Source organism: Stutzerimonas degradans, assembly GCF_024448505.1.
Lineage (GTDB): Bacteria > Pseudomonadota > Gammaproteobacteria > Pseudomonadales > Pseudomonadaceae > Stutzerimonas > Stutzerimonas degradans.
Window position 1 is genome coordinate 81,456 of sequence record NZ_JAMOHV010000006.1, and the last position, 18,924, is coordinate 100,379.

17 protein-coding genes are annotated in these 18,924 nt (G+C 65.0%); 6 read left to right on the forward strand and 11 right to left on the reverse strand.

Annotation, left to right across the window (positions count from 1 at the left end):
* Nucleotides 1-9: 9 nt before the first annotated feature.
* Nucleotides 10-801, reverse strand: coding sequence for a thermonuclease family protein (locus NAV27_RS10165; RefSeq protein ID WP_102829003.1), 792 nt, complete (start codon nucleotides 799-801; stop codon nucleotides 10-12).
* A gap of 19 nt (nucleotides 802-820) precedes the next feature.
* Entirely contained in the window at nucleotides 821-1,033 is a 213-nt protein-coding gene (gene rpmE / locus NAV27_RS10170; protein ID WP_008568318.1) for a 50S ribosomal protein L31, read from the reverse strand.
* Nucleotides 1,034-1,206: 173 nt separating this feature from the next.
* On the opposite strand from rpmE, the gene NAV27_RS10175 reads away from it, so the two are divergent.
* The 3 genes from NAV27_RS10175 to NAV27_RS10185 all read left to right on the forward strand — a co-directional run bounded on the left by NAV27_RS10175 (nucleotide 1,207) and on the right by NAV27_RS10185 (nucleotide 5,943).
* On the forward strand, nucleotides 1,207-3,429 hold the full coding sequence (locus NAV27_RS10175) for a primosomal protein N' (protein WP_102829004.1): 2,223 nt from the start codon (nucleotides 1,207-1,209) through the stop codon (nucleotides 3,427-3,429).
* A 102-nt stretch (nucleotides 3,430-3,531) separates the two neighbouring features.
* Nucleotides 3,532-5,271, forward strand: a complete 1,740-nt coding sequence (gene argS, locus NAV27_RS10180; RefSeq protein WP_102829005.1) for an arginine--tRNA ligase — start codon at nucleotides 3,532-3,534, stop codon at nucleotides 5,269-5,271.
* Nucleotides 5,272-5,943, forward strand: coding sequence for an SPOR domain-containing protein (locus NAV27_RS10185; protein WP_102829006.1), 672 nt, complete (start codon nucleotides 5,272-5,274; stop codon nucleotides 5,941-5,943).
* 57 nt (nucleotides 5,944-6,000) lie between these two features.
* On the opposite strand, the gene NAV27_RS10190 is transcribed toward NAV27_RS10185, so the two are convergent.
* The 4 genes from NAV27_RS10190 to trxA all read right to left on the reverse strand — a co-directional run bounded on the left by NAV27_RS10190 (nucleotide 6,001) and on the right by trxA (nucleotide 10,451).
* Entirely contained in the window at nucleotides 6,001-6,972 is a 972-nt protein-coding gene (locus NAV27_RS10190; RefSeq protein WP_102829007.1) for a CDP-6-deoxy-delta-3,4-glucoseen reductase, read from the reverse strand.
* 75 nt (nucleotides 6,973-7,047) lie between these two features.
* Nucleotides 7,048-8,514, reverse strand: coding sequence for a 4-hydroxy-3-polyprenylbenzoate decarboxylase (gene ubiD / locus NAV27_RS10195; RefSeq protein ID WP_102829008.1), 1,467 nt, complete (start codon nucleotides 8,512-8,514; stop codon nucleotides 7,048-7,050).
* Nucleotides 8,515-8,636: 122 nt separating this feature from the next.
* Nucleotides 8,637-9,896, reverse strand: coding sequence for a transcription termination factor Rho (gene rho / locus NAV27_RS10200; RefSeq protein WP_008568325.1), 1,260 nt, complete (start codon nucleotides 9,894-9,896; stop codon nucleotides 8,637-8,639).
* A 228-nt stretch (nucleotides 9,897-10,124) separates the two neighbouring features.
* Nucleotides 10,125-10,451: a thioredoxin TrxA gene (trxA, locus tag NAV27_RS10205; protein WP_003283463.1), complete on the reverse strand. Its 327-nt coding sequence runs from the start codon at nucleotides 10,449-10,451 to the stop codon at nucleotides 10,125-10,127.
* A 177-nt stretch (nucleotides 10,452-10,628) separates the two neighbouring features.
* On the opposite strand from trxA, the gene ppx reads away from it, so the two are divergent.
* The gene (ppx, locus tag NAV27_RS10210) at nucleotides 10,629-12,134 is read left to right on the forward strand and encodes an exopolyphosphatase (RefSeq protein ID WP_102829009.1); all 1,506 of its coding nucleotides are present in this window, start codon (nucleotides 10,629-10,631) and stop codon (nucleotides 12,132-12,134) included.
* A 48-nt stretch (nucleotides 12,135-12,182) separates the two neighbouring features.
* Here the strand turns inward: ppx and ppk1 are convergent, their stop codons facing one another.
* Nucleotides 12,183-14,390 carry a polyphosphate kinase 1 gene (gene ppk1, locus NAV27_RS10215; RefSeq protein ID WP_102829010.1) on the reverse strand — a complete coding sequence of 736 codons (2,208 nt, stop codon included), beginning with the start codon at nucleotides 14,388-14,390 and terminating at the stop codon, nucleotides 12,183-12,185.
* 16 nt (nucleotides 14,391-14,406) lie between these two features.
* Entirely contained in the window at nucleotides 14,407-15,420 is a 1,014-nt protein-coding gene (gene hemB / locus NAV27_RS10220; protein WP_102829011.1) for a porphobilinogen synthase, read from the reverse strand.
* A gap of 293 nt (nucleotides 15,421-15,713) precedes the next feature.
* Here hemB and elbB point away from each other — a divergent pair, with 293 nt between their 5' ends.
* Nucleotides 15,714-16,379, forward strand: a complete 666-nt coding sequence (elbB, locus tag NAV27_RS10225) for an isoprenoid biosynthesis glyoxalase ElbB (RefSeq protein WP_102829012.1) — start codon at nucleotides 15,714-15,716, stop codon at nucleotides 16,377-16,379.
* 142 nt (nucleotides 16,380-16,521) lie between these two features.
* Nucleotides 16,522-16,986 carry a thioesterase family protein gene (locus NAV27_RS10230; protein WP_102829013.1) on the forward strand — a complete coding sequence of 155 codons (465 nt, stop codon included), beginning with the start codon at nucleotides 16,522-16,524 and terminating at the stop codon, nucleotides 16,984-16,986.
* 24 nt (nucleotides 16,987-17,010) lie between these two features.
* Here NAV27_RS10230 and NAV27_RS10235 read toward each other — a convergent pair whose 3' ends face one another.
* From NAV27_RS10235 to NAV27_RS10245, 3 genes are read right to left on the reverse strand one after another with little or no spacing between them, the layout of a single operon-like run.
* Complete coding sequence (locus NAV27_RS10235; protein WP_102829014.1) at nucleotides 17,011-17,481, reverse strand: YaiI/YqxD family protein; 471 nt, start codon at nucleotides 17,479-17,481, stop codon at nucleotides 17,011-17,013.
* Nucleotides 17,478-18,110, reverse strand: coding sequence for a LysE family transporter (locus tag NAV27_RS10240; protein WP_102829015.1), 633 nt, complete (start codon nucleotides 18,108-18,110; stop codon nucleotides 17,478-17,480). The genes NAV27_RS10235 and NAV27_RS10240 overlap by 4 nt, the downstream gene beginning before the upstream one ends.
* A 49-nt stretch (nucleotides 18,111-18,159) precedes the next feature.
* Nucleotides 18,160-18,921 (reverse strand): TerC family protein, encoded by a 762-nt coding sequence (locus NAV27_RS10245; protein WP_102829016.1) that lies wholly within the window; start codon nucleotides 18,919-18,921, stop codon nucleotides 18,160-18,162.
* Nucleotides 18,922-18,924: the final 3 nt, after the last annotated feature.

An 18,924-nucleotide genomic window follows, 5' to 3' on the forward strand; every position in this document is an offset into this window, starting at 1 on the left:
CCAAGCTAGTTACCGACGAACATCGAGCGCCGCCGGATGCGACAGCCGCATCAGCCAGCGCGCCTGATCGCGGCGCGTCCGCGAACCACGATCGACCACCCAGCCGCGCGCCTCGATTCGGGCACCTCGCAGCGACGCCTGCAGCGCAGCGAAGGCTGCGACATCTCGTAGCGGCACGTGCAGCACCAGCGGTCCGTCAAGCTCGATCCACAGACCACCCCGGTTGCGCTCGACGCGCTCGACGCGACCCTCGACCAGGGCGAAGCCGCCGGCGCGAATCTCCCGCGCCTGCCGCAGCGGAGGCCGCTTCCAGAGCCCGCGATGCTTTTGGCGCGCCTGCGCCTCGGCGGCGCGATGGCAGTCGACCAGCTCGGTATTGGGCGCCACCGCGACGAAGAAGCCGAGCCCCTGCGCCAGCAATGCTGCCTCCAGGTTGTTTCCCTGGACATCGTAGGCATGCGCCAGCACGCGACCGTAGCGATCGCGCGCCTCGCGCCCCATGCGCAGGCCGAGCCGACCGTCACTGGCCTTCACCAATTGCTGCAGATGGTTGCGCGCCGCATCTGCCAGCGGCTCGGCGACACGGCCCTTGCGTCCCAGCTCCGGCGTGTTAAGGCCAATCAGGCGGACGCTGCGGCCATCGGTCAGGCGCAGGGTATCGCCATCGATGACCTGCGCTACCGCGACCTGTGGCAGGCGTTCCGGCGCAGGGCAGAATGCCTGCACCGACAAGCTGCAAACGACGGAAACGAAAAAGGCGCCCACCAGGGACGCCTTTTTCATGTACTCGGAGAACTGCATAAGTTCTCGATACGCCAGCTTACTTGGCGCCGAACACACCGAAACGCTGCTTGAAGCGATCGATACGGCCGCCGGTATCCAGTACCTTCTGCTTGCCGGTGTAGAACGGGTGGCATTCGGAGCACACGTCGATGTTCAGGTTCTTGCCCAGCGTGGAGCGAGTCTTGATGACGTTGCCGCAGCTGCAGGTGGCGTCGATTTCGACGTAATTCGGATGGATATCGGCTTTCATGATGAATCCTCTGGATTATGTGCCGCCACCCGACCCTATGCCGAGTACCGCACGAATTAGGGCGCGAATGATACCAGAGCATCCGAGTGATGCAAGCGCGAGCCATCGCCACCAGAGCAGCGGCGCGCGCGGCGATCGTTTACCATCGGCGCCCGCCCTCCAGGGATTGCCGCGTGCCCACGACCATCCTTCGCCTGGCCCTGCCCTCGCCGCTGCGCCGCCTGTTCGATTATCTGCCGCCGGCAGGCTGCGCGACCGCCGCGCTGCAACCGGGCGTGCGTCTGCGCGTGCCCTTCGGCCGGCGCGAGGTGGTGGGCGTGCTGGTCGAACTGGCCGACCACAGCGAAGTACCGGAAGCGAAGCTCAAGCCCGCACTCGAACTGCTCGACCGCCAGCCGCTGCTGCCGGCCGCACTGTTCCGGCTCTGCCTGTGGGCCGCCCAGTATTACCAGCACAGCCTCGGCGACACCTTCAGCTGGGCACTGCCGGTGCTGCTACGCCAGGGCGAACCGGCGGAAGCGCGGCAGGAGCGCTTCTGGCTGTTGGCCGAAGGCGCACGCGCCGACGATCCACGCCTGGCACGCGCGCCACGCCAGCGCGAAGCACTCAAGACCATCGCCCAGCACCCGCACGGCGTACCGCATAGTCTGCTCGGCAAGCTGCAGCTGAACCGCGATAGCCTCGAACTGCTGCTGGAAAAACGCCTGCTGCGCATCGACAGTCGGCGCCTCAGCCAGCCACGCGGCCATAGCGGCAGCTGGCTGCTGCAATCGGAGCTGGCGCTCAACAGTGAACAACGCGCGGCCTTCGAGGCCATACGCGCGGGGCTTGGCGGCTTCCAGGCGTTTCTGCTCGCCGGGGTGACCGGCAGCGGCAAGACCGAGGTCTACCTGCAACTGATTCATCAGGTACTCGCCGCCGGCAAACAGGCGCTGGTGCTGATTCCGGAGATCAACCTTGGGCCGCAGACGCTGGCGCGCTTCGAGCAGCGCTTCAACGCCCGCATCGCCCTGCTGCACTCCAGCGTGAACGACCGCGAGCGCCTGGACGCCTGGCTCGCGGCCCGCGACGGCGAGGCGGATATCGTCATCGGCACGCGCTCGGCGCTGTTCACACCGCTGAAGAACCCCGGTCTGATCATCATCGATGAGGAACACGACGCCTCCTATAAGCAGCAGGAGGGTCTGCGCTACCACGCCCGCGATCTCGCCCTGCTGCGCGCCCGCGAGGAGAACCTGCCAATCGTGCTCGGCTCGGCAACGCCGTCGCTGGAAAGCCTGCACAACGCCCACGCCGGCCGCTACGCGCTGCTCAAGCTGACCCGTCGCGCCGGCGGCGCCCAACCGCCGCGTTTCCTGCGTCTGGACGTCAAGAGCCGTCCGCTCGACTCGGGCATCTCCGGCCCGCTGCAGCAGGCCATCGCGCAGACCCTGGCGGCCGGCCAGCAAGTGCTGGTGTTCCTCAACCGCCGCGGCTTCGCCCCGACATTGCTGTGCCACGACTGCGGCTGGCTCAGCCAGTGCCCGCGCTGCGATGCGCGCATGACCCTGCACCAGCGCCACCACGAATTGCGCTGCCACCACTGCGGGCATGTCGAACGCCCACCAAGCAACTGCCCGCAGTGCGCCAAGGTCGATCTGCGCCCAGTGGGCGCCGGCACCGAACGCGCCGAGGAGCGGCTCGGCATCCTCTTCCCCGATTACCCGGTGCTGCGCATCGATCGCGACAGCACCGCCCGCAAGGGCGCGATGGAGCAGCTGTTCGGCACCATCAACCGCGGCGAGCCGTGCCTGCTGGTAGGCACGCAGATGCTCGCCAAGGGTCACCATTTTCCGCGCGTGACGCTGGTGGCGGTCCTCGATGCCGATGGCGGGCTGTTCTCCGCCGACTTCCGCGCCAGCGAACGCATGGCGCAGCTGATCGTCCAGGTCGCCGGACGCGCCGGACGCGCCGAGGAGCCCGGGCGCGTGATCATCCAGACTCATCTGGCCGATCATCCGCTGCTGGTGCAGCTCACCGAGCAAGGCTATTTCGCCTTCGCCGAGCAGGCGCTCTCCGAGCGGCGCGCGGCCGGCCTGCCGCCGTTCAGCCATCTCGCACTGCTGCGCGCCGAGGCGCACCGTCCGGGCCAGGCGGAAGAATTTCTCGATCAGGCCTGCGGTCTGGCCGAACGCCTGCTGGACGAACTGCAGCTCGGCGGCATCGAGCTGCTTGGCCCAGTGCCCGCGCCGATGGAACGCCGCGCCGGACGCTACCGCGCCCAGCTGTTGCTGCAAGGCAATAGCCGCGCGCCGCTGCACCGACTGATGAGCGCCTGGCTGGTGCAGCTCGAGCAATTGCCGGGCGGGCGGGCGGTGCGCTGGTCGCTGGATGTCGATCCGATCGATCTTTTCTAGCGGCAGGTGAACGCCGGCGGTGGCTTGCCACCGGTGGCTTGAAGCTTGTCGCTGCTTCTATAATGCCGGGTTTTCGCGCAAGCCCGCCCGACCGAGCCGATCATGAAAGACAGCATTCGCCACCTGATCCAGCAAGCCCTCGACCGCCTGACCGCCGACGGCGTGCTGCCTGCTGGCCTGAGCCCGACGATCCAGGTGGAAAACACCAAGGACAAGAGCCACGGCGACTTCGCCAGCAACATCGCGATGATGCTGGCCAAGCCCGCCGGCCTGAAGCCGCGTGAATTGGCCGAGAAGCTGATCGCCGCACTGCCGCAGGATGCCCAGGTCAGCAAGGTGGAGATCGCCGGCCCGGGCTTTCTCAACTTCTTCCAGAACACCGCTGCCCTTGCCGAACGCCTCGAGGCGGCCCTGGCCGATTCGCAGCTGGCGGTGCGCAAAGTTGGCGCCGCGCAGCGCGTGGTGATCGATCTGTCATCGCCGAACCTGGCCAAGGAGATGCACGTCGGCCACCTGCGCTCGACCATCATCGGCGACGCCGTCGCGCGCGTGCTGGCCTTTCTCGGCGACGACGTGATCCGGCAGAACCACGTCGGCGACTGGGGCACCCAGTTCGGCATGCTGCTGGCCTACCTGGAGGAGCAGCCGGCGGCCGCCGAAAGCGAGCTGGCCGATCTCGAGCAGTTCTACCGCGCGGCGAAGAAGCGCTTCGACGAATCCGCCGAGTTCGCCGACCGCGCCCGCGAGCTGGTGGTTCGCCTGCAAGCCGGCGATGCCGAGTGCCTGCGCCTGTGGCAGCGTTTCAACGACGTCTCGCTGAGCCACTGCCAGGCCGTCTACGACCGCCTCGGCGTCAGCCTGAGCCCAGCCGACGTCAAGGGTGAGAGCGCCTATAACGCCGAGCTGCCGGGCATCGTCGAGGCCCTGCGCGCAAAAGGTCTGCTGACCGAGGACGACGGCGCCCAATGCGTATTCCTCGACGAGTTCAAGAACGCCGAAGGCAACCCGCTGCCGGTGATCGTGCAGAAGGCCGGCGGTGGCTACCTCTACGCCACCACCGATCTCGCCGCCATGCGCTATCGCAGCCAGGTGCTGCATGCCGATCGCGTGCTGTACTTCGTCGACCAGCGCCAGGCGCTGCATTTCCAGATGGCCTTCGAAGTGGCGCGGCGCGCCGGCTTCGTGCATGACGGCATGCAGCTCGAACACATGGGCTTCGGCACCATGAACGGTGCCGATGGCCGCCCGTTCAAGACCCGCGACGGCGGTACGGTAAAGCTGATCGACCTGCTGGATGAAGCCGAGCAACGTGCCTATAGCCTGGTGAAGGAGAAAAACCCGGAGCTCGACGAAAGCGAATTGCGCCAGATCGCCCGCGCCGTGGGTATCAGCGCGGTGAAATACGCCGACCTGTCCAAGCACCGCACCAGCGACTACCGCTTCAACTTCGAGCTGATGCTCAGCTTCGAAGGCAACACCGCGCCTTACCTGTTGTACGCCTACACCCGTGTGGCCAGCGTGTTCCGCAAGCTGGGCAAGGGCATCGACGAGATCGCCGGCCACATCCGCCTGGAAGCCGAGCAGGAGCTGGCGCTGGCGGCCCGCCTCGCGCAGTTCGGCGAAGTGCTGAACAACGTTGCCGCCAAGGGCGAACCGCACCAGCTGTGCAGCTACCTCTATGACCTGGCCGGGCTGTTTTCCATTTTCTACGAGCATTGCCCGATCCTCGGTGCCGACGAACCAGAGCAGAAGGACAGCCGCCTGCGCCTGGCGGCCCTGACCGGCAAGACCCTCAAGCAGGGTCTGGAGCTGCTCGGCCTGGAACCGCTGGAGCGGATGTAAGTGGCTGCGCGCAAGAAGGCCGCCCCCAAGCGCGGCGCCAGTCGCTACCAGGCGCCGGCGAAGAAAGCCGTCCCCGGCTGGATCTGGCTCGCCTGTGGCCTGGTGATCGGCGGCTTCATCGTCTTCCTGGCCAGCCTGGAACCGGGCGGCAAAGAGGTGAAACGCAACAAGGAGGCCCCCAGAACCGCGATCAAGGAGCAGCCCAAGCGCAGCCCGGCGGCCAGCGAGCAGCCGAGCAAGCCCAAGTACGATTTCTACACGCTGCTGCCGGAATCGGAAGTGATACTGCCGCCGGAAACCAAACAGCCGGAGCCGCCGACGAGCAAGCCGGTGACGCCGGCCGAAGCGGCCAAGCTCGACGAAGCGCGCGCCCTGGCCGCCCTCAGCGGCCAGGTTCCGCCGCCGCCACCGACCGTGGCCAAGGCTCCGGTAACGCAATATTTCCTCCAGGCCGGCTCGTTCCGTCAGCAGGCCGAGGCGGAGAAGGTGCGCGCCCAGATCATCCTGCTCGGCCAGGATGTGCGCGTGGAGAACGTCAAGGTGCGCGACGAGCCCTGGTATCGCGTGCTGGTCGGGCCGTACAGCAGCCGTGAACAGCTGGGCGCGGCGCAGAAAACCCTGGCCGCCAGCGGCTACAAGAACCTGCTGCTGCAACAGCGCCAGGTTCGCTGAAACGAAAAACGCCGGGCTCGACCCGGCGTTTTTCTGCTTGCGTTACTGCGCGGCCGCTCAGGTCTCGCGCGGTGCGTAGGCGAAAACGTCGGCGCGCATCTGATGCGGGTCCATGCCGGCGGCCACCAGCGCGTCCAACGTGCCGTAGACCATCGAGGGCGAGCCGCTGGCGTAGACGTGCAGCTTGCCAAGGTCGCTGAAATCCTCGCGAATCGCCTCGTGCAGCAGCCCGCAGCGCCCCTCCCAGCCACAGACATCGCTGACCACCCGGTGCAGGTGCAGGTTGGCCATGCCCTGCCACTCTTCCCAGTGCGGCAGACGATAGAAGTCTTCCGGTCGCCGCACGCCCCAGTACAGATGCACCGGATGCGCGAAGCCGGCGGCGCGGCAGTATTCGATCAGACTGTGCATCTGCGCCATGCCGGTACCGGCGGCGACCAGCACCAGCGGGCCGTCCGGCAACTCGGCCAGATGCGTATCGCCGAACGGCAGCTGTATGCGGGCGAAACCCTGACGGCGTACATGCGCCAGCAGCTCGATCGCCGAATCCTCGCGCGCCAGCACGTGCAGCTCCAGCTCCCGGCCGCGCCCCGGTGCCGAGGCCAGGGAAAATGCCGACCACTCGCCATCGGCGCGCTGCAGCAGCAGGTACTGCCCGGCGTAGTAACGCGGTTGCTTGCCAGCCGGCAGGCGCAGCAGCAGACGTACCACATCGCCACCCACTTCCTCGTAGCCGCTCAGCTGGCAGCTCAGCTCGCGCACCGGCAGCTCGCCGGGGGCCAGCACGCCGTCCCAGTGCAGCACGCAGTCTTCCAATGGCTCGGCCAGACAGGCAAGCAACTCGCCGTGGTCGCGTTCTTCGCCGCTTTGACGCACGCGCCCCTCAACCAGCAGCGAAGCGCAGATATGGCAGTTGCCGTTGCGACAGCTCTGCGGGCACTCGTAGCCCAGGCGCCGCGCGGCGTCGAGAATGCGTTCGCCGGGGACTACGTCGAGAACGGCCCCGGATGGCTGCAAGGTCACTTTCATGTGCACGTCGTTTCTTCAATGAGCGGGTTGCCCCGCCAAGGCTGCGGGCGGACTCGAGCCCGCCTCTGTGTTATCTCAATCGATGCCCAGCTGCGACCAGAGTTCGTCGACCCGTCGTTTCACCGCCTCGTCCTGCACGATGGCGCGTCCCCATTCGCGGCTGGTTTCGCCCGGCCACTTGTGAGTGGCATCCAGGCCCATCTTCGAGCCCAGACCGGAAACCGGCGAGGCGAAGTCCAGGTAGTCGATGGGTGTGTTGTCGATCAGCACTGTGTCGCGCTTGGGGTCCATGCGCGTGGTGATCGCCCAGATCACGTCGTTCCAGTCGCGCGCATTGATGTCGTCGTCGGTGACGATGACGAACTTGGTGTACATGAACTGGCGCAGGAAGCTCCACACGCCGAGCATCACACGCTTGGCGTGGCCCGGGTACTGCTTCTTCATGGTCACCACCGCCATGCGATAGGAGCAACCTTCGGGCGGCAGGTAGAAGTCGACGATCTCCGGGAACTGCTTCTGCAGGATCGGCACGAACACTTCATTCAGCGCCACGCCGAGGACGGCTGGCTCATCCGGCGGACGGCCGGTGTAGGTGCTGTGGTAGATCGGGTTCTTGCGATGGGTGATGCGCTCGACGGTGAACACCGGGAAGCGATCAACCTCGTTGTAATAGCCGGTGTGGTCGCCGTAGGGCCCTTCGTCGGCCATTTCGCCGGGATAGATATGCCCCTCGAGGACGATCTCGGCATAGGCCGGCACCTGCAGGTCCGAGCCGATCGCCTTGACCAGCTCGGTGCGCGAGCCGCGCAGCAGGCCGGCGAAAGCGTACTCGGAGAGGGTGTCCGGCACCGGCGTAACCGCACCGAGAATGGTCGCCGGATCGGCACCCAGCGCCACGGCCACCGGATACGGGCGATCCGGATATTTCTCGCACCATTCGCGGAAATCCAGCGCGCCGCCACGGTGGCTCAGCCAGCGCATGATCACCTTGTTGCGGCCGATGACCTGCTGGCGATAGATGCCGAGGTTCTGCCGCTCCTTGTTCGGGCCTTTGGTGATGGTCAGCCCCCAGGTGATCAGCGGCGCGGCATCGCCCGGCCAGCAGTGCTGCACCGGAATCTTCGCCAGGTCGACATCGTCGCCTTCGAGCAGCACTTCCTGGCAGGGCGCATCCTTCAGCACCTTGGGTGCCATGCTGATGACCTTCTTGAAGATCGGCAGCTTGCTCCAGGCGTCCTTCAGCCCCTTCGGCGGCTCCGGCTCCTTGAGGTAGGCCAGCAGCTTGCCGATCTCGCGCAGCTCACTCACCGCCTCGGCGCCCATGCCCAGCGCAACGCGCTGCGGGGTGCCGAACAGGTTGCCGAGTACCGGCATGTCGAAACCGGTCGGGTTCTCGAACAGCAGCGCCGGGCCCTGTTTGCGCAGGGTACGGTCGCAGATCTCGGTCATTTCCAGAACGGGAGACACGGCCGTCGTGACGCGCTTGAGTTCACCGCGTTGTTCCAGGCCGCTGATAAAGTCGCGCAGATCGCGATACTGCATGCTTGAGCCTCGCATGGGCCGGCAGGTCGGGGCGCAAAGTTTAGCGCTCGCGTCGGGTTTTCCAAAACCTGCAGATAGACGAAGGCCGGGTTTCCCCGGCCTTGTTGGCAACGACGTGATGCTTACTTGCGCTTCATGGACATGAAGAATTCGTCGTTGGTCTTGGTGTCCTTGAGCTTGTCGAGCAGGAACTCGATGGCGGCGATCTCGTCCATCGGGTGCAGCAGCTTGCGCAGGATCCACATGCGCTGCAGCTCGTCCTCGCTGGTCAGCAACTCTTCGCGACGGGTACCGGACTTGTTGATGTTGATCGCCGGGAACACGCGCTTCTCGGCGATGCGGCGATCCAGCTGCAGCTCCAAGTTACCGGTGCCCTTGAATTCCTCGTAAATCACTTCGTCCATCTTCGAGCCGGTTTCCACCAGCGCGGTGGCGAGGATGGTCAGGCTGCCGCCCTCCTCGATGTTGCGCGCCGCGCCGAAGAAGCGCTTGGGCTTTTCCAGCGCGTGGGCATCGACACCACCAGTCAGTACCTTGCCGGAGCTCGGGATCACGGTGTTGTAGGCGCGTGCCAGACGGGTGATGGAGTCGAGCAGGATGACCACGTCCTTCTTGTGCTCGACCAGGCGCTTGGCCTTCTCGATCACCATTTCGGCGACCTGCACGTGGCGGGTCGGCGGCTCGTCGAAGGTCGAAGCAACCACTTCGCCGCGCACGGTGCGCTGCATCTCGGTGACTTCTTCCGGACGCTCGTCGATCAGCAGGACGATCAGATGGCAGTCGGGGTTGTTGCGGGTGATGTTGCTGGCAATGTTCTGCAGCATGATGGTCTTGCCCGCTTTCGGCGGGGCGACGATCAGGCCGCGCTGGCCCTTGCCGATAGGTGCGGTCAGATCAATGACGCGACCGGTGAGGTCTTCGGTGGAGCCGTTGCCAGCCTCCATCTTCAGCCGCTCGTTGGGGAACAGCGGTGTGAGGTTCTCGAAGAGGATCTTGTTCTTCGCGTTTTCCGGCCGGTCGTAGTTGATCGAGTCGACCTTGAGCAGGGCGAAATAGCGCTCGCCTTCTTTCGGCGGACGAATCTTGCCGACGATGGTGTCGCCGGTACGCAGATTGAACCGGCGGATCTGGCTGGGCGAGACGTAGATGTCGTCCGGGCCGGCCAGGTACGAAGAATCCGCGGAGCGCAGGAAGCCGAAGCCGTCCTGGAGAATCTCCAGCACGCCGTCACCGGAGATTTCCTCGCCGCCTTTGGCGTGCTTCTTGAGCAGGGAGAAAATCACGTCCTGCTTGCGCGAACGGGCCATGTTTTCGATGCCCATCTGTTCGGCCATTTCCAGCAGTTCGGTGATGGGCTTTTGCTTGAGTTCAGTCAGATTCATAGAAAGAGATCAGGAAGGATGTAGACAGCGATTAGCTTGAGAAGCCGCGCAGCAGGAGACGAACAGGTTCGTGGTGCTTTGAGAGGCTGATGTGCGTCGGCGACGGCATGCAGAGGGCGACCGAAGGAATGATCGCGTGGCCGAATTTAGCACCGCATCAACTTAGCGTCCACCCTGGAATGCAAAAAGCCCCCGCGGATGCGAGGGCTTTGCGTGTGGCGCGCAGGCTCAGATATTGCTATCGAGGAACGCCGCCAGCTGCGATTTCGACAGGGCGCCGACCTTGGTGGCCTCGACGTTGCCGTTCTTGAACAGCATCAGAGTCGGGATACCACGCACGCCGTACTTGGGCGGAGTTTCCTGGTTTTCATCGATGTTCAGCTTGCAGACCTTGAGGCGGCCTTCGTAATCCTTGGCGATCTCGTCGAGCACCGGGGCAATCATCTTGCACGGCCCGCACCACTCGGCCCAGTAATCGACCAGCACGGGACCATCCGCCTGGAGAACGTCCTGCTCGAAGCTGCTGTCGCTGACATTGTTGATGTATTCGCTCATGGATAGTCTCCAGGGTCTGAACGTAAAGTGGCCGACATGATAGCCCGCCTTCCGGCTGACCGAAAGCCGCAGGCGGCCGGCGGGCACGCCCGGCGCTTGCGCCTGCGTCAGCGCCTCACGTTGGCGGATGAATGTCGATCGTGTCACGATGTCGAGGTTCTGCATCGAGACCAGCCCATGCGCAAGACCGCTCCCGAATCCTATCCCCTGATCGCCGCCCTCGATCTGGGCTCGAACAGTTTCCACATGGTGCTGGCACGTACCAACAATGGTGAGATGCGCATCCTCGAACGCCTCGGCGAGAAGGTGCAGCTGGCTGCGGGCATCGATGAGAAAAGCCGTCTGCTCGACGAAGCCGCCATGCAACGCGGCCTCGACTGCCTGCGGCGCTTTGCGCAACTGGTCAACCATCTGCCGCAAGGCGCCGTGCGTGTGGTCGGTACCAACGCGCTGCGCGAGGCACGCAATCGCGCCGAGTTCATTCGCCGCGCCGAGGAAATCGTCAACCACCAGGTCGAGGTTGTCTCCGGCCGGGAGGAGGCGCGCCTGATCTACCTCGGCGTCTCACATACCTTCCCCGGTCGCGCCGGCCGCCGTCTGGTGGCCGATATCGGCGGCGGCAGCACGGAATTCATCATCGGCGAGCATTTCGAATCGCAGCTGCGTGAAAGCCTGCAGATGGGCTGTGTCAGCTATACCCAGCGTTTCTTCCGCGACGGCAAGATCACACCGGCGCGCTATGCGCAGGCCTATACCGCCGCGCGCGTGGAGCTGATGGGGATCGAACATGCGCTGCGCCGGCTGGGCTGGCAGGAATCGATCGGCGCGTCGGGCACGATTCGAGCGGTCGGACAGGCAATCAAGGGTGGCGGTTACAGCAATGGCGAGGTCACGACCGAAGGCATCGGCTGGCTGAAGCGCCGCCTGTTCAAGCTCGGCGACGTCGAGCGCATCGACATGGACGGCATCAAGCCGGATCGCCGTGGCGTGTTCCCGGCCGGACTGGCGATCCTCGAAGCGATCTTCGATGCGCTCGAACTGGACAGCATGACCCACTCCGAAGGCGCGTTGCGCGAGGGCGTGCTCTATGACCTGCTCGGCCGCCATCATCGCGAAGACGTGCGCGACCGGACCCTGAGCTTCCTCATGGAGCGCTATCACGTCGACACCGAACACGCCGCGCGCGTGGAAGCCAAGGCACTGGAGGCCTTCGATCAGGTGGCCGAGAGCTGGGGGCTGGACGACGAATGGCTGCGCGAACTGCTGGGCTGGGCGGCGCGCATCCATGAGGTCGGACTGGACATCGCGCACTATCACTACCACAAGCACGGCGCCTATCTGATCGAGCACTCCGACCTGCCCGGGTTCTCGCGCCAGGACCAGCAGATGCTCGCCCTGCTGGTACGCGGCCATCGCCGCAACATTCCCAAGCAGAAGTTCGAGGAGCTGTCCGAGGAAGGCGTCAAGCTGACGCGCCTGTGCGTGCTGCTGCGCTTCGCCATCCTCTTCCACCATATCCGCGGCGCGCAGCAGGCGCCGGCCTACCGCTTGAGTGTCGATGGCGACAGCCTGGACGTGGTATTCGCCGATGGCTGGCTGCAGGACAACCCGCTCACGGAGGCCGATTTCGCCCTCGAAGCCGAATGGCTCAAGCGCATCGGCTTCACCCTCAGCGTCCGCTGAGCGATCACGGCGCCAGCGCAACCCGGCTGGCGCCGCACATCCCTCGTACTAGCGCGAGTTAGGGTTGCTCAGCCGCTCGAGCAACGCGTACTGCGCATTGCGCGGATTCTGGTTGCCGCTCGGGCTGTTGCGCACGTAGCTGCCATCGGGCTGCAGAATCCAGCTCTGGGTGTTGTCGGTGAGGAAGGCTTCGAGCTCCTTCTTCACACGCGTAACCAGCTTCTTGCCTTCGACCGGGAAGCAGGTTTCCACCCGCCGATCCAGGTTGCGCTCCATCCAGTCGGCACTCGAGAGATAGAGCTTCTCGTCGCCGTCGTTATGGAAATAGAACACCCGGCTGTGCTCGAGGAATCGGCCGATGATCGAGCGCACCTGAATGTTGTGCGAAACCCCGGCGATACCCGGCCGCAGGCAGCACATGCCGCGCACCACCAGGTCGATGCGCACGCCGGTCTGGCTGGCCTTGTACAGCGCCTTGATCATCCGCGGATCGGTCAGTGAGTTGACCTTGAGGATGATGTGCGCCGGCTTGCCTTCGCTGGCGTGCTGGGTTTCCTGCGCGATGAGATCGAGCAGCGCCTTCTTCAGGGTGAACGGTGCGTGCAGCAGTTTCTTCATGCGCATGGTCTTGCCCATGCCGATCAGCTGACTGAACAGTTTGGAGACGTCCTCGCAAAGCGCATCGTCCGAGGTCAGCAGGCTGTAATCGGTATACAGACGGGCGTTGCCGGCGTGGTAGTTGCCGGTTCCAAGGTGCGCGTAGCGGCACAGCTCGCCGTTCTCGCGGCGCAGGATCAGCATCATCTTGGCGTGGGTCTTGTAGCCCACCACGCCGTAGATCACCACCGCGCCAGCCTGCTGCAGCCGGCTGGCGAGCTGCAGGTTGGACTCCTCATCGAACCGCGCGCGCAGCTCGATCACCGCGGTGACCTCCTTGCCGTTGCGCGCCGCTTCGACCAGTGCGTCGACGATCTCGGAGTTGGCGCCCGAGCGATACAGCGTCTGTTTCACGGCCAGCACCGACGGATCCTTGGCCGCTTCGCGCAACAGATCGATCACCGGAGTGAACGACTCAAACGGGTGCATCAGCAGAATGTCCTGCTTACGCACTACGTTGAAGATGTTGCCGCTGTTCTGCAGCAACTTGGGGATCGTCGGGGTGAACGGCAAATATTGCAGCTCCGGATGGCTATCCAGACCGGTGATGCTGAACAGCCGGGTCAGGTTCACCGGGCCGTTGACCCGGTACAGCTCACTCTCGCCGAGGCTGAACTGCTTGAGCAGGAAATCGGCCAGGTGCTGCGGACAGGTGTCGGCCACCTCCAACCGCACCGCATCGCCGTAGCGGCGCGACATCAGCTCGCCGCGCAGCGCCCGAGCGAGATCCTCGACGTCCTCGGTATCCACCGACAGATCGGCGTTGCGGGTCAGGCGGAACTGGTAGCAACCCTTGACGCGCATGCCGTGGAACAGGTCGTCGGCATGCGCGTGAATCATCGAGGAGAGGAACACGAAGTTGTCGCCCGCGCCGCCGACGTCTTCCGGCACGCGAATCACCCGCGGCAGCAGACGCGGCGCCGGGATGATCGCCAGGCCCGAATCGCGGCCGAACGCATCGATGCCTTCGAGCTCGACGATGAAGTTCAGGCTCTTGTTCACCAGCAGCGGGAACGGGTGCGTCGGATCGAGGCCGATCGGCGTGACGATCGGCGCGATTTCGTCGCGGAAGTAGCGACGCACCCAGGTCTTGATCTTGGTGGTCCAGTGACGGCGACGAATGAAGCGGATGCCGTGCTCGGCCAGCGCCGGCAGCAGCACCTCGTTGAGAATCGCGTACTGCCGATCCACCTGAACGTGCACCAGCTCGGAGATGCGCGCCAGCGCCTGATGGGGCTGCAGGCCGTCAGCACCAGCCTGCTCACGGGCGAAGGCAACCTGCTTCTTCAGGCCGGCGACGCGGATCTCGAAGAATTCATCCAGATTGCTGGAGAAAATCAGCAGGAACTTCAGCCGCTCCAGCAACGGATTGGACTCGTCCAACGCCTGTTCCAGCACGCGGATGTTGAACTGCAGCTGCGACAGCTCGCGATGGATATACAGACTGCTGTCGTCGAGGTTCGGCACCGGCACAGTGACCGGCACCGGCAATGGCAGCGGCGCCTCGACCACGGGGACCTCAGCCACCGCCTCGGCCAGCGGCTGAACCTCTTCGGTGGCGGTGTGCAATTCCGTTTCGCTGAGTCCTTGATTGGTCATGCAATGCCTCGCGGGCCTACTGGCCCCGTTTCAATTGTTGTGCGGCCTGTTTGGCGAAGTAAGTGAGGATGCCATCGGCCCCGGCACGCTTGAAGCCGACCAAAGACTCAAGAATGACCGCCTCGCTCAGCCAACCGTTCTGGATCGCTGCCATGTGCATCGCGTACTCGCCACTGACCTGATAGACGAAGGTCGGCGCCTTGAACGCCTCCTTGACCCGCCAGACGATATCCAGATACGGCTGCCCCGGTTTGACCATCACCATGTCGGCGCCTTCGGCCAGATCCGCGCCCACTTCGTGCAACGCCTCGTCGCCGTTGGCCGGGTCCATCTGGTAGGTGTTCTTGCTGCCCTTGCCGAGGTTCGCCGCCGAGCCCACCGCATCGCGGAACGGGCCGTAGTAGGCACTGGCGTACTTCGCCGAGTAGGCCATGATGCGCACGTTGTGATGCTCGGCGACTTCCAGCGCCTCGCGGATCGCCTGGATGCGGCCATCCATCATGTCCGACGGCGCGACGACCTGGGCACCCGCCTCGGCATGCGACAACGCCTGCTTGACCAGCGCATCGACGGTCACGTCGTTCTGCACGTAGCCGTCGGCATCCAGGATGCCGTCCTGGCCGTGGGTGGTGAACGGATCGAGCGCCACGTCGGTGATGATCCCCAGTTCCGGGAAGCGCTCACGCAGCGCGCGGGTGGCGCGCTGGGCAATGCCGTCCGGGTTCCAGGCTTCGGCGGCGTCGAGCGACTTCGTCTCCAGCGGCGTTACCGGGAACAGCGCCAACGCCGGAATGCCCAGCGCCACCAGCTCCTCGGCTTCCTTGAGCAGCAGGTCGATGGACAGGCGCTCCACGCCAGGCATCGACGGCACCGCCTCGCGGCGGTTCTCGCCGTCGAGGACGAATACCGGCAGGATCAGGTCGTCCACCGTCAGCACGTTCTCGCGTACCAGGCGACGGGAAAAATCGTCGCGACGATTGCGCCGCAGGCGAGTGGCAGGAAACAAGCGATTGGCCGGAACGAGACTCACGGACGAACTCCTGGCCCGAAGAACGGGCGAATATGACGGTTATAGGCCAACCCGATGACAGCTTGATGACAGGCGGACCAAAAAATATCCGGGCCATTGTCGCCAGCCACGGCGCCGACTGCCAGTGCTTTGCACCGCCGCGAATCGCCGCGCAGGCGCAACGTAGAGCGTACTGAACACCGGGACGGCGCGAGCATCAAAGCTAACAGAAGGGCTTACCTGCGATCCGCTCGCGTTTTAGCATCAGCGCATGCGCAGGCCCGCTCGGCCGTGTCTAGATCAGGAGTATCGCTATGAACAAGAAAGTCGCCGTGATCCTTTCCGGCTGTGGCGTCTACGACGGCTCGGAAATCTACGAAAGCGTGATCACCCTGCTGCGCCTCGACCAGCGCGGCGCGCAGGTGCAGTGCTTCGCACCGAACGTGCCGCAGCTCCACGTGATCAACCACCTCACCGGCGAAGAGATGCCCGAGTCGCGCAACGTGCTCACCGAATCGGCGCGACTGGCACGTGGCCAGATCAAGGACCTGCGCGAGGCCCGCGCCGAAGATTTCGACGCCCTGATCATGCCCGGCGGCTTCGGCGCGGCGAAGAACCTGTCGACCTTTGCTACCGAAGGTGCAGCGGCAAAGGTGCTGCCGGAAGTGCTGGCGCTGGCCCAGGCCTTCGCTCAGGCCGGCAAGCCGGTCGGCCTGATGTGCATCGCACCGACGATGGCGGCGCAGATCTTCGGCGCCGGCGTGGTCTGCACGCTGGGCAGCGATGACGCCGACGCCGCGCGTGCGGTGGTCACGATGGGCGCGGAGCACCAGGCATGCGACGTCGGCGACATCGTCGAAGACCCGCAACACAAGCTCGTCACCACTCCGGCCTACATGCTCGCCGAATCGATCAGCGAGGCTGCCGCCGGCATCTACAAACTGGTCGACCGCGTGCTCGAACTGGCCAGCGAGGACTGACAGGCATCGCCAGAAGAATCCCGGGGCAACCCGGGATTTTTTTGCGTGAAACTCGCCAAACCCGCGGGTACTCGCGCCGTCGCTCTGTTCAGCCGGGCGTCCGTGAGGCAGCGTTGACACTCGTCCACGCAGGAAACCGATCATGAACGACGACACGCTGCTTGCCGAACAGGCCCAGGCGGTACGCGAGATGTTCGAGCGCATCCCCTTCAACCAGGCGCTGGGCATCGAACTGGACGAAATCTCGACCTCACGGGTGGTCATGCACCTGTCGATGAAGCCCGAGCTGGTCGGCAACTTCGTCCACGGCATCCTGCATGGCGGCGTCATTGCCTCGCTGCTGGATGTCGCCGGCGGCGCCACGGCGATGCTCGGCGTGTTCGACCGGCACCGACATCTCACCGAGCATGAACGTGCGACGCGCCTGGCGCGGCTCGGCACCATCGACCTGCGCATCGACTACCTGCGCCCCGGACGCGGAAAGCGCTTCAGCGCCAGCGCGGTGCCGTTGCGCGCAGGCAACAAGGTGGCGGTCGTACGCTCGGAACTGCACAACGAGGAGGGCGTGCTGGTCGCGGTGGGAACCGGAACCTATCTGTGCGGCTGAGACGCAGGGCGGATGCCGCCCGCCCTACTGGCGCCGCATCAGCTGCGTCAGCAGCCGATCCAGGGCATTGGCGAACGCCTGGCGCTCGCGCTCGCCATAGGCGGCCTGACCGCCGCCGACCTGGCCCTGCTCGCGCAGATCGGTGAACAGGTTGCGCACGGCCAGGCGCTCGCCCATGTTGCGCTCATCGAACTCGCGCCCGCGCGGATCGAGCGCGACCACGCCCTTCTTCACCAGACGATCGGCCAGCGGCACGTCGCTGCAGATCACCAGATCGCCCGGAACGGCATGCTCGACCAGATAGTCGTCAGCGGCATCCGGCCCGCTCGGCACCACGATCAGCCGGACACAGGCGAACGCCGGTTTCACCTGGCTCTGCCCGGCCACCAGCCGCACCTCGAAGCCGCGCTTCAGGGCGAACTTGACCACCTGATCCTTGGCGGCACGCGGGCAGGCGTCGGCGTCGATCCAGACGCGCGTTCGCTGCGTGCTCACGCGGCGGCGCGCCTGACGGTCGCCAGCAACGCGGCCGCACCGGCAAACATGACGGCAAAGCTGCGATTGACCAGCCGCTGCTGGCGCGGCGTACGCAACAGGCGCAGCACCCGGGCAGCCAGGCCGGTATAACCGGCCATGACAATGAGATCGACCGCCACCATCGTCACGGCCATTTCCGTGTACTGCAGCACCAGCGGTCGCTGCGGATCGAGGAACTGCGGCAGCACCGCGAGAATGAACACGATTGCCTTGGGATTACTGGCATTCACCAGGACGCCGCGCAGCACCAGGCTTAGCGGCCGCCCGATCGGGCGCGGCGCAGCGGAATCGTCCAGCGCTTCGGGTTGCGCCTGCCATTGCTTGAATGCCAGCCACAGCAGGTAGCCGACGCCAAACCACTTGATCAGGCCGAACGCCAGTTCCGAGGTCGCCAGCACCGCACCGACACCGGCAGCGACGATGGCGATCTGCAGGACCAGCGCCAGCTGCAGGCCGATAGCGTTCCAGTAGCCGCGCCAGAAGCCGTACTGCAGCCCGCAGGACATCGAGGCAATGGCGCCCGCGCCAGGCGACAGGCTGATCACCCAGCAGGCGACGAAGAAGGCAAGCCAGGTTTCAAGCGTCATGTTCCATCTCCTGGTTGAACGAGGGTCGGGCGCTGCACGAGGCCGGCGATCAGTCCGGCACGTCCTTGCCCAGTTTCACCGGCTCCTTGAGCTTGCGGCCCATCGCCTTGCGCATGCGGATGTTCAGCGCTTCGACACCTAGCGAGAACGCCATCGCGAAGTAGACATAGCCCTTGGGCACATGCACGCCGAAGGCCTCGGCAATCAGCAGGGTGCCGACCACGATGAGGAACGACAGCGCGAGGATCTTCAGGGTCGGGTGCTTCTCGATGAAATCGCTGATGGTACCCGCCGACATCATCATGACCAGCACCGCGATGACGATGGCCGCGACCATCACCGGCACGTTCTGCACCAGCCCCACGGCGGTGATCACCGAGTCCAGCGAGAAGACGATATCGATAACCGCAATCTGCAGGATGATGCCAAGGAAGCCAGCCTTCACCGCGCCGTCGGCGCCGTGCTGCTCTTCTTCCTCACCTTCGACGCTGTGCCAGATTTCCATGGTGCTCTTGAACAGCAGGAACAGGCCGCCGAAGAACAGGATCAGATCGCGCCCGGAGACGCCCTGCTCCCAAACGGTGAACAGGTCGTCGGTCAGGCGCATGACCCACGCAATCGACAGCAGCAGCAGGATCCGCGTACCCATCGCCAGCGCCAGACCGAAGAAGCGCGCCTTCGGTTGCTGCGCCTTGGGCAGCCGGCTGACGAGGATCGAGATGAAGATGATGTTGTCGATGCCAAGGACGATTTCCAGGGCGGTCAGGGTTAGAAATGCGACCCAGATTTCCGGGTTGCTCAGCCATTCCATAAG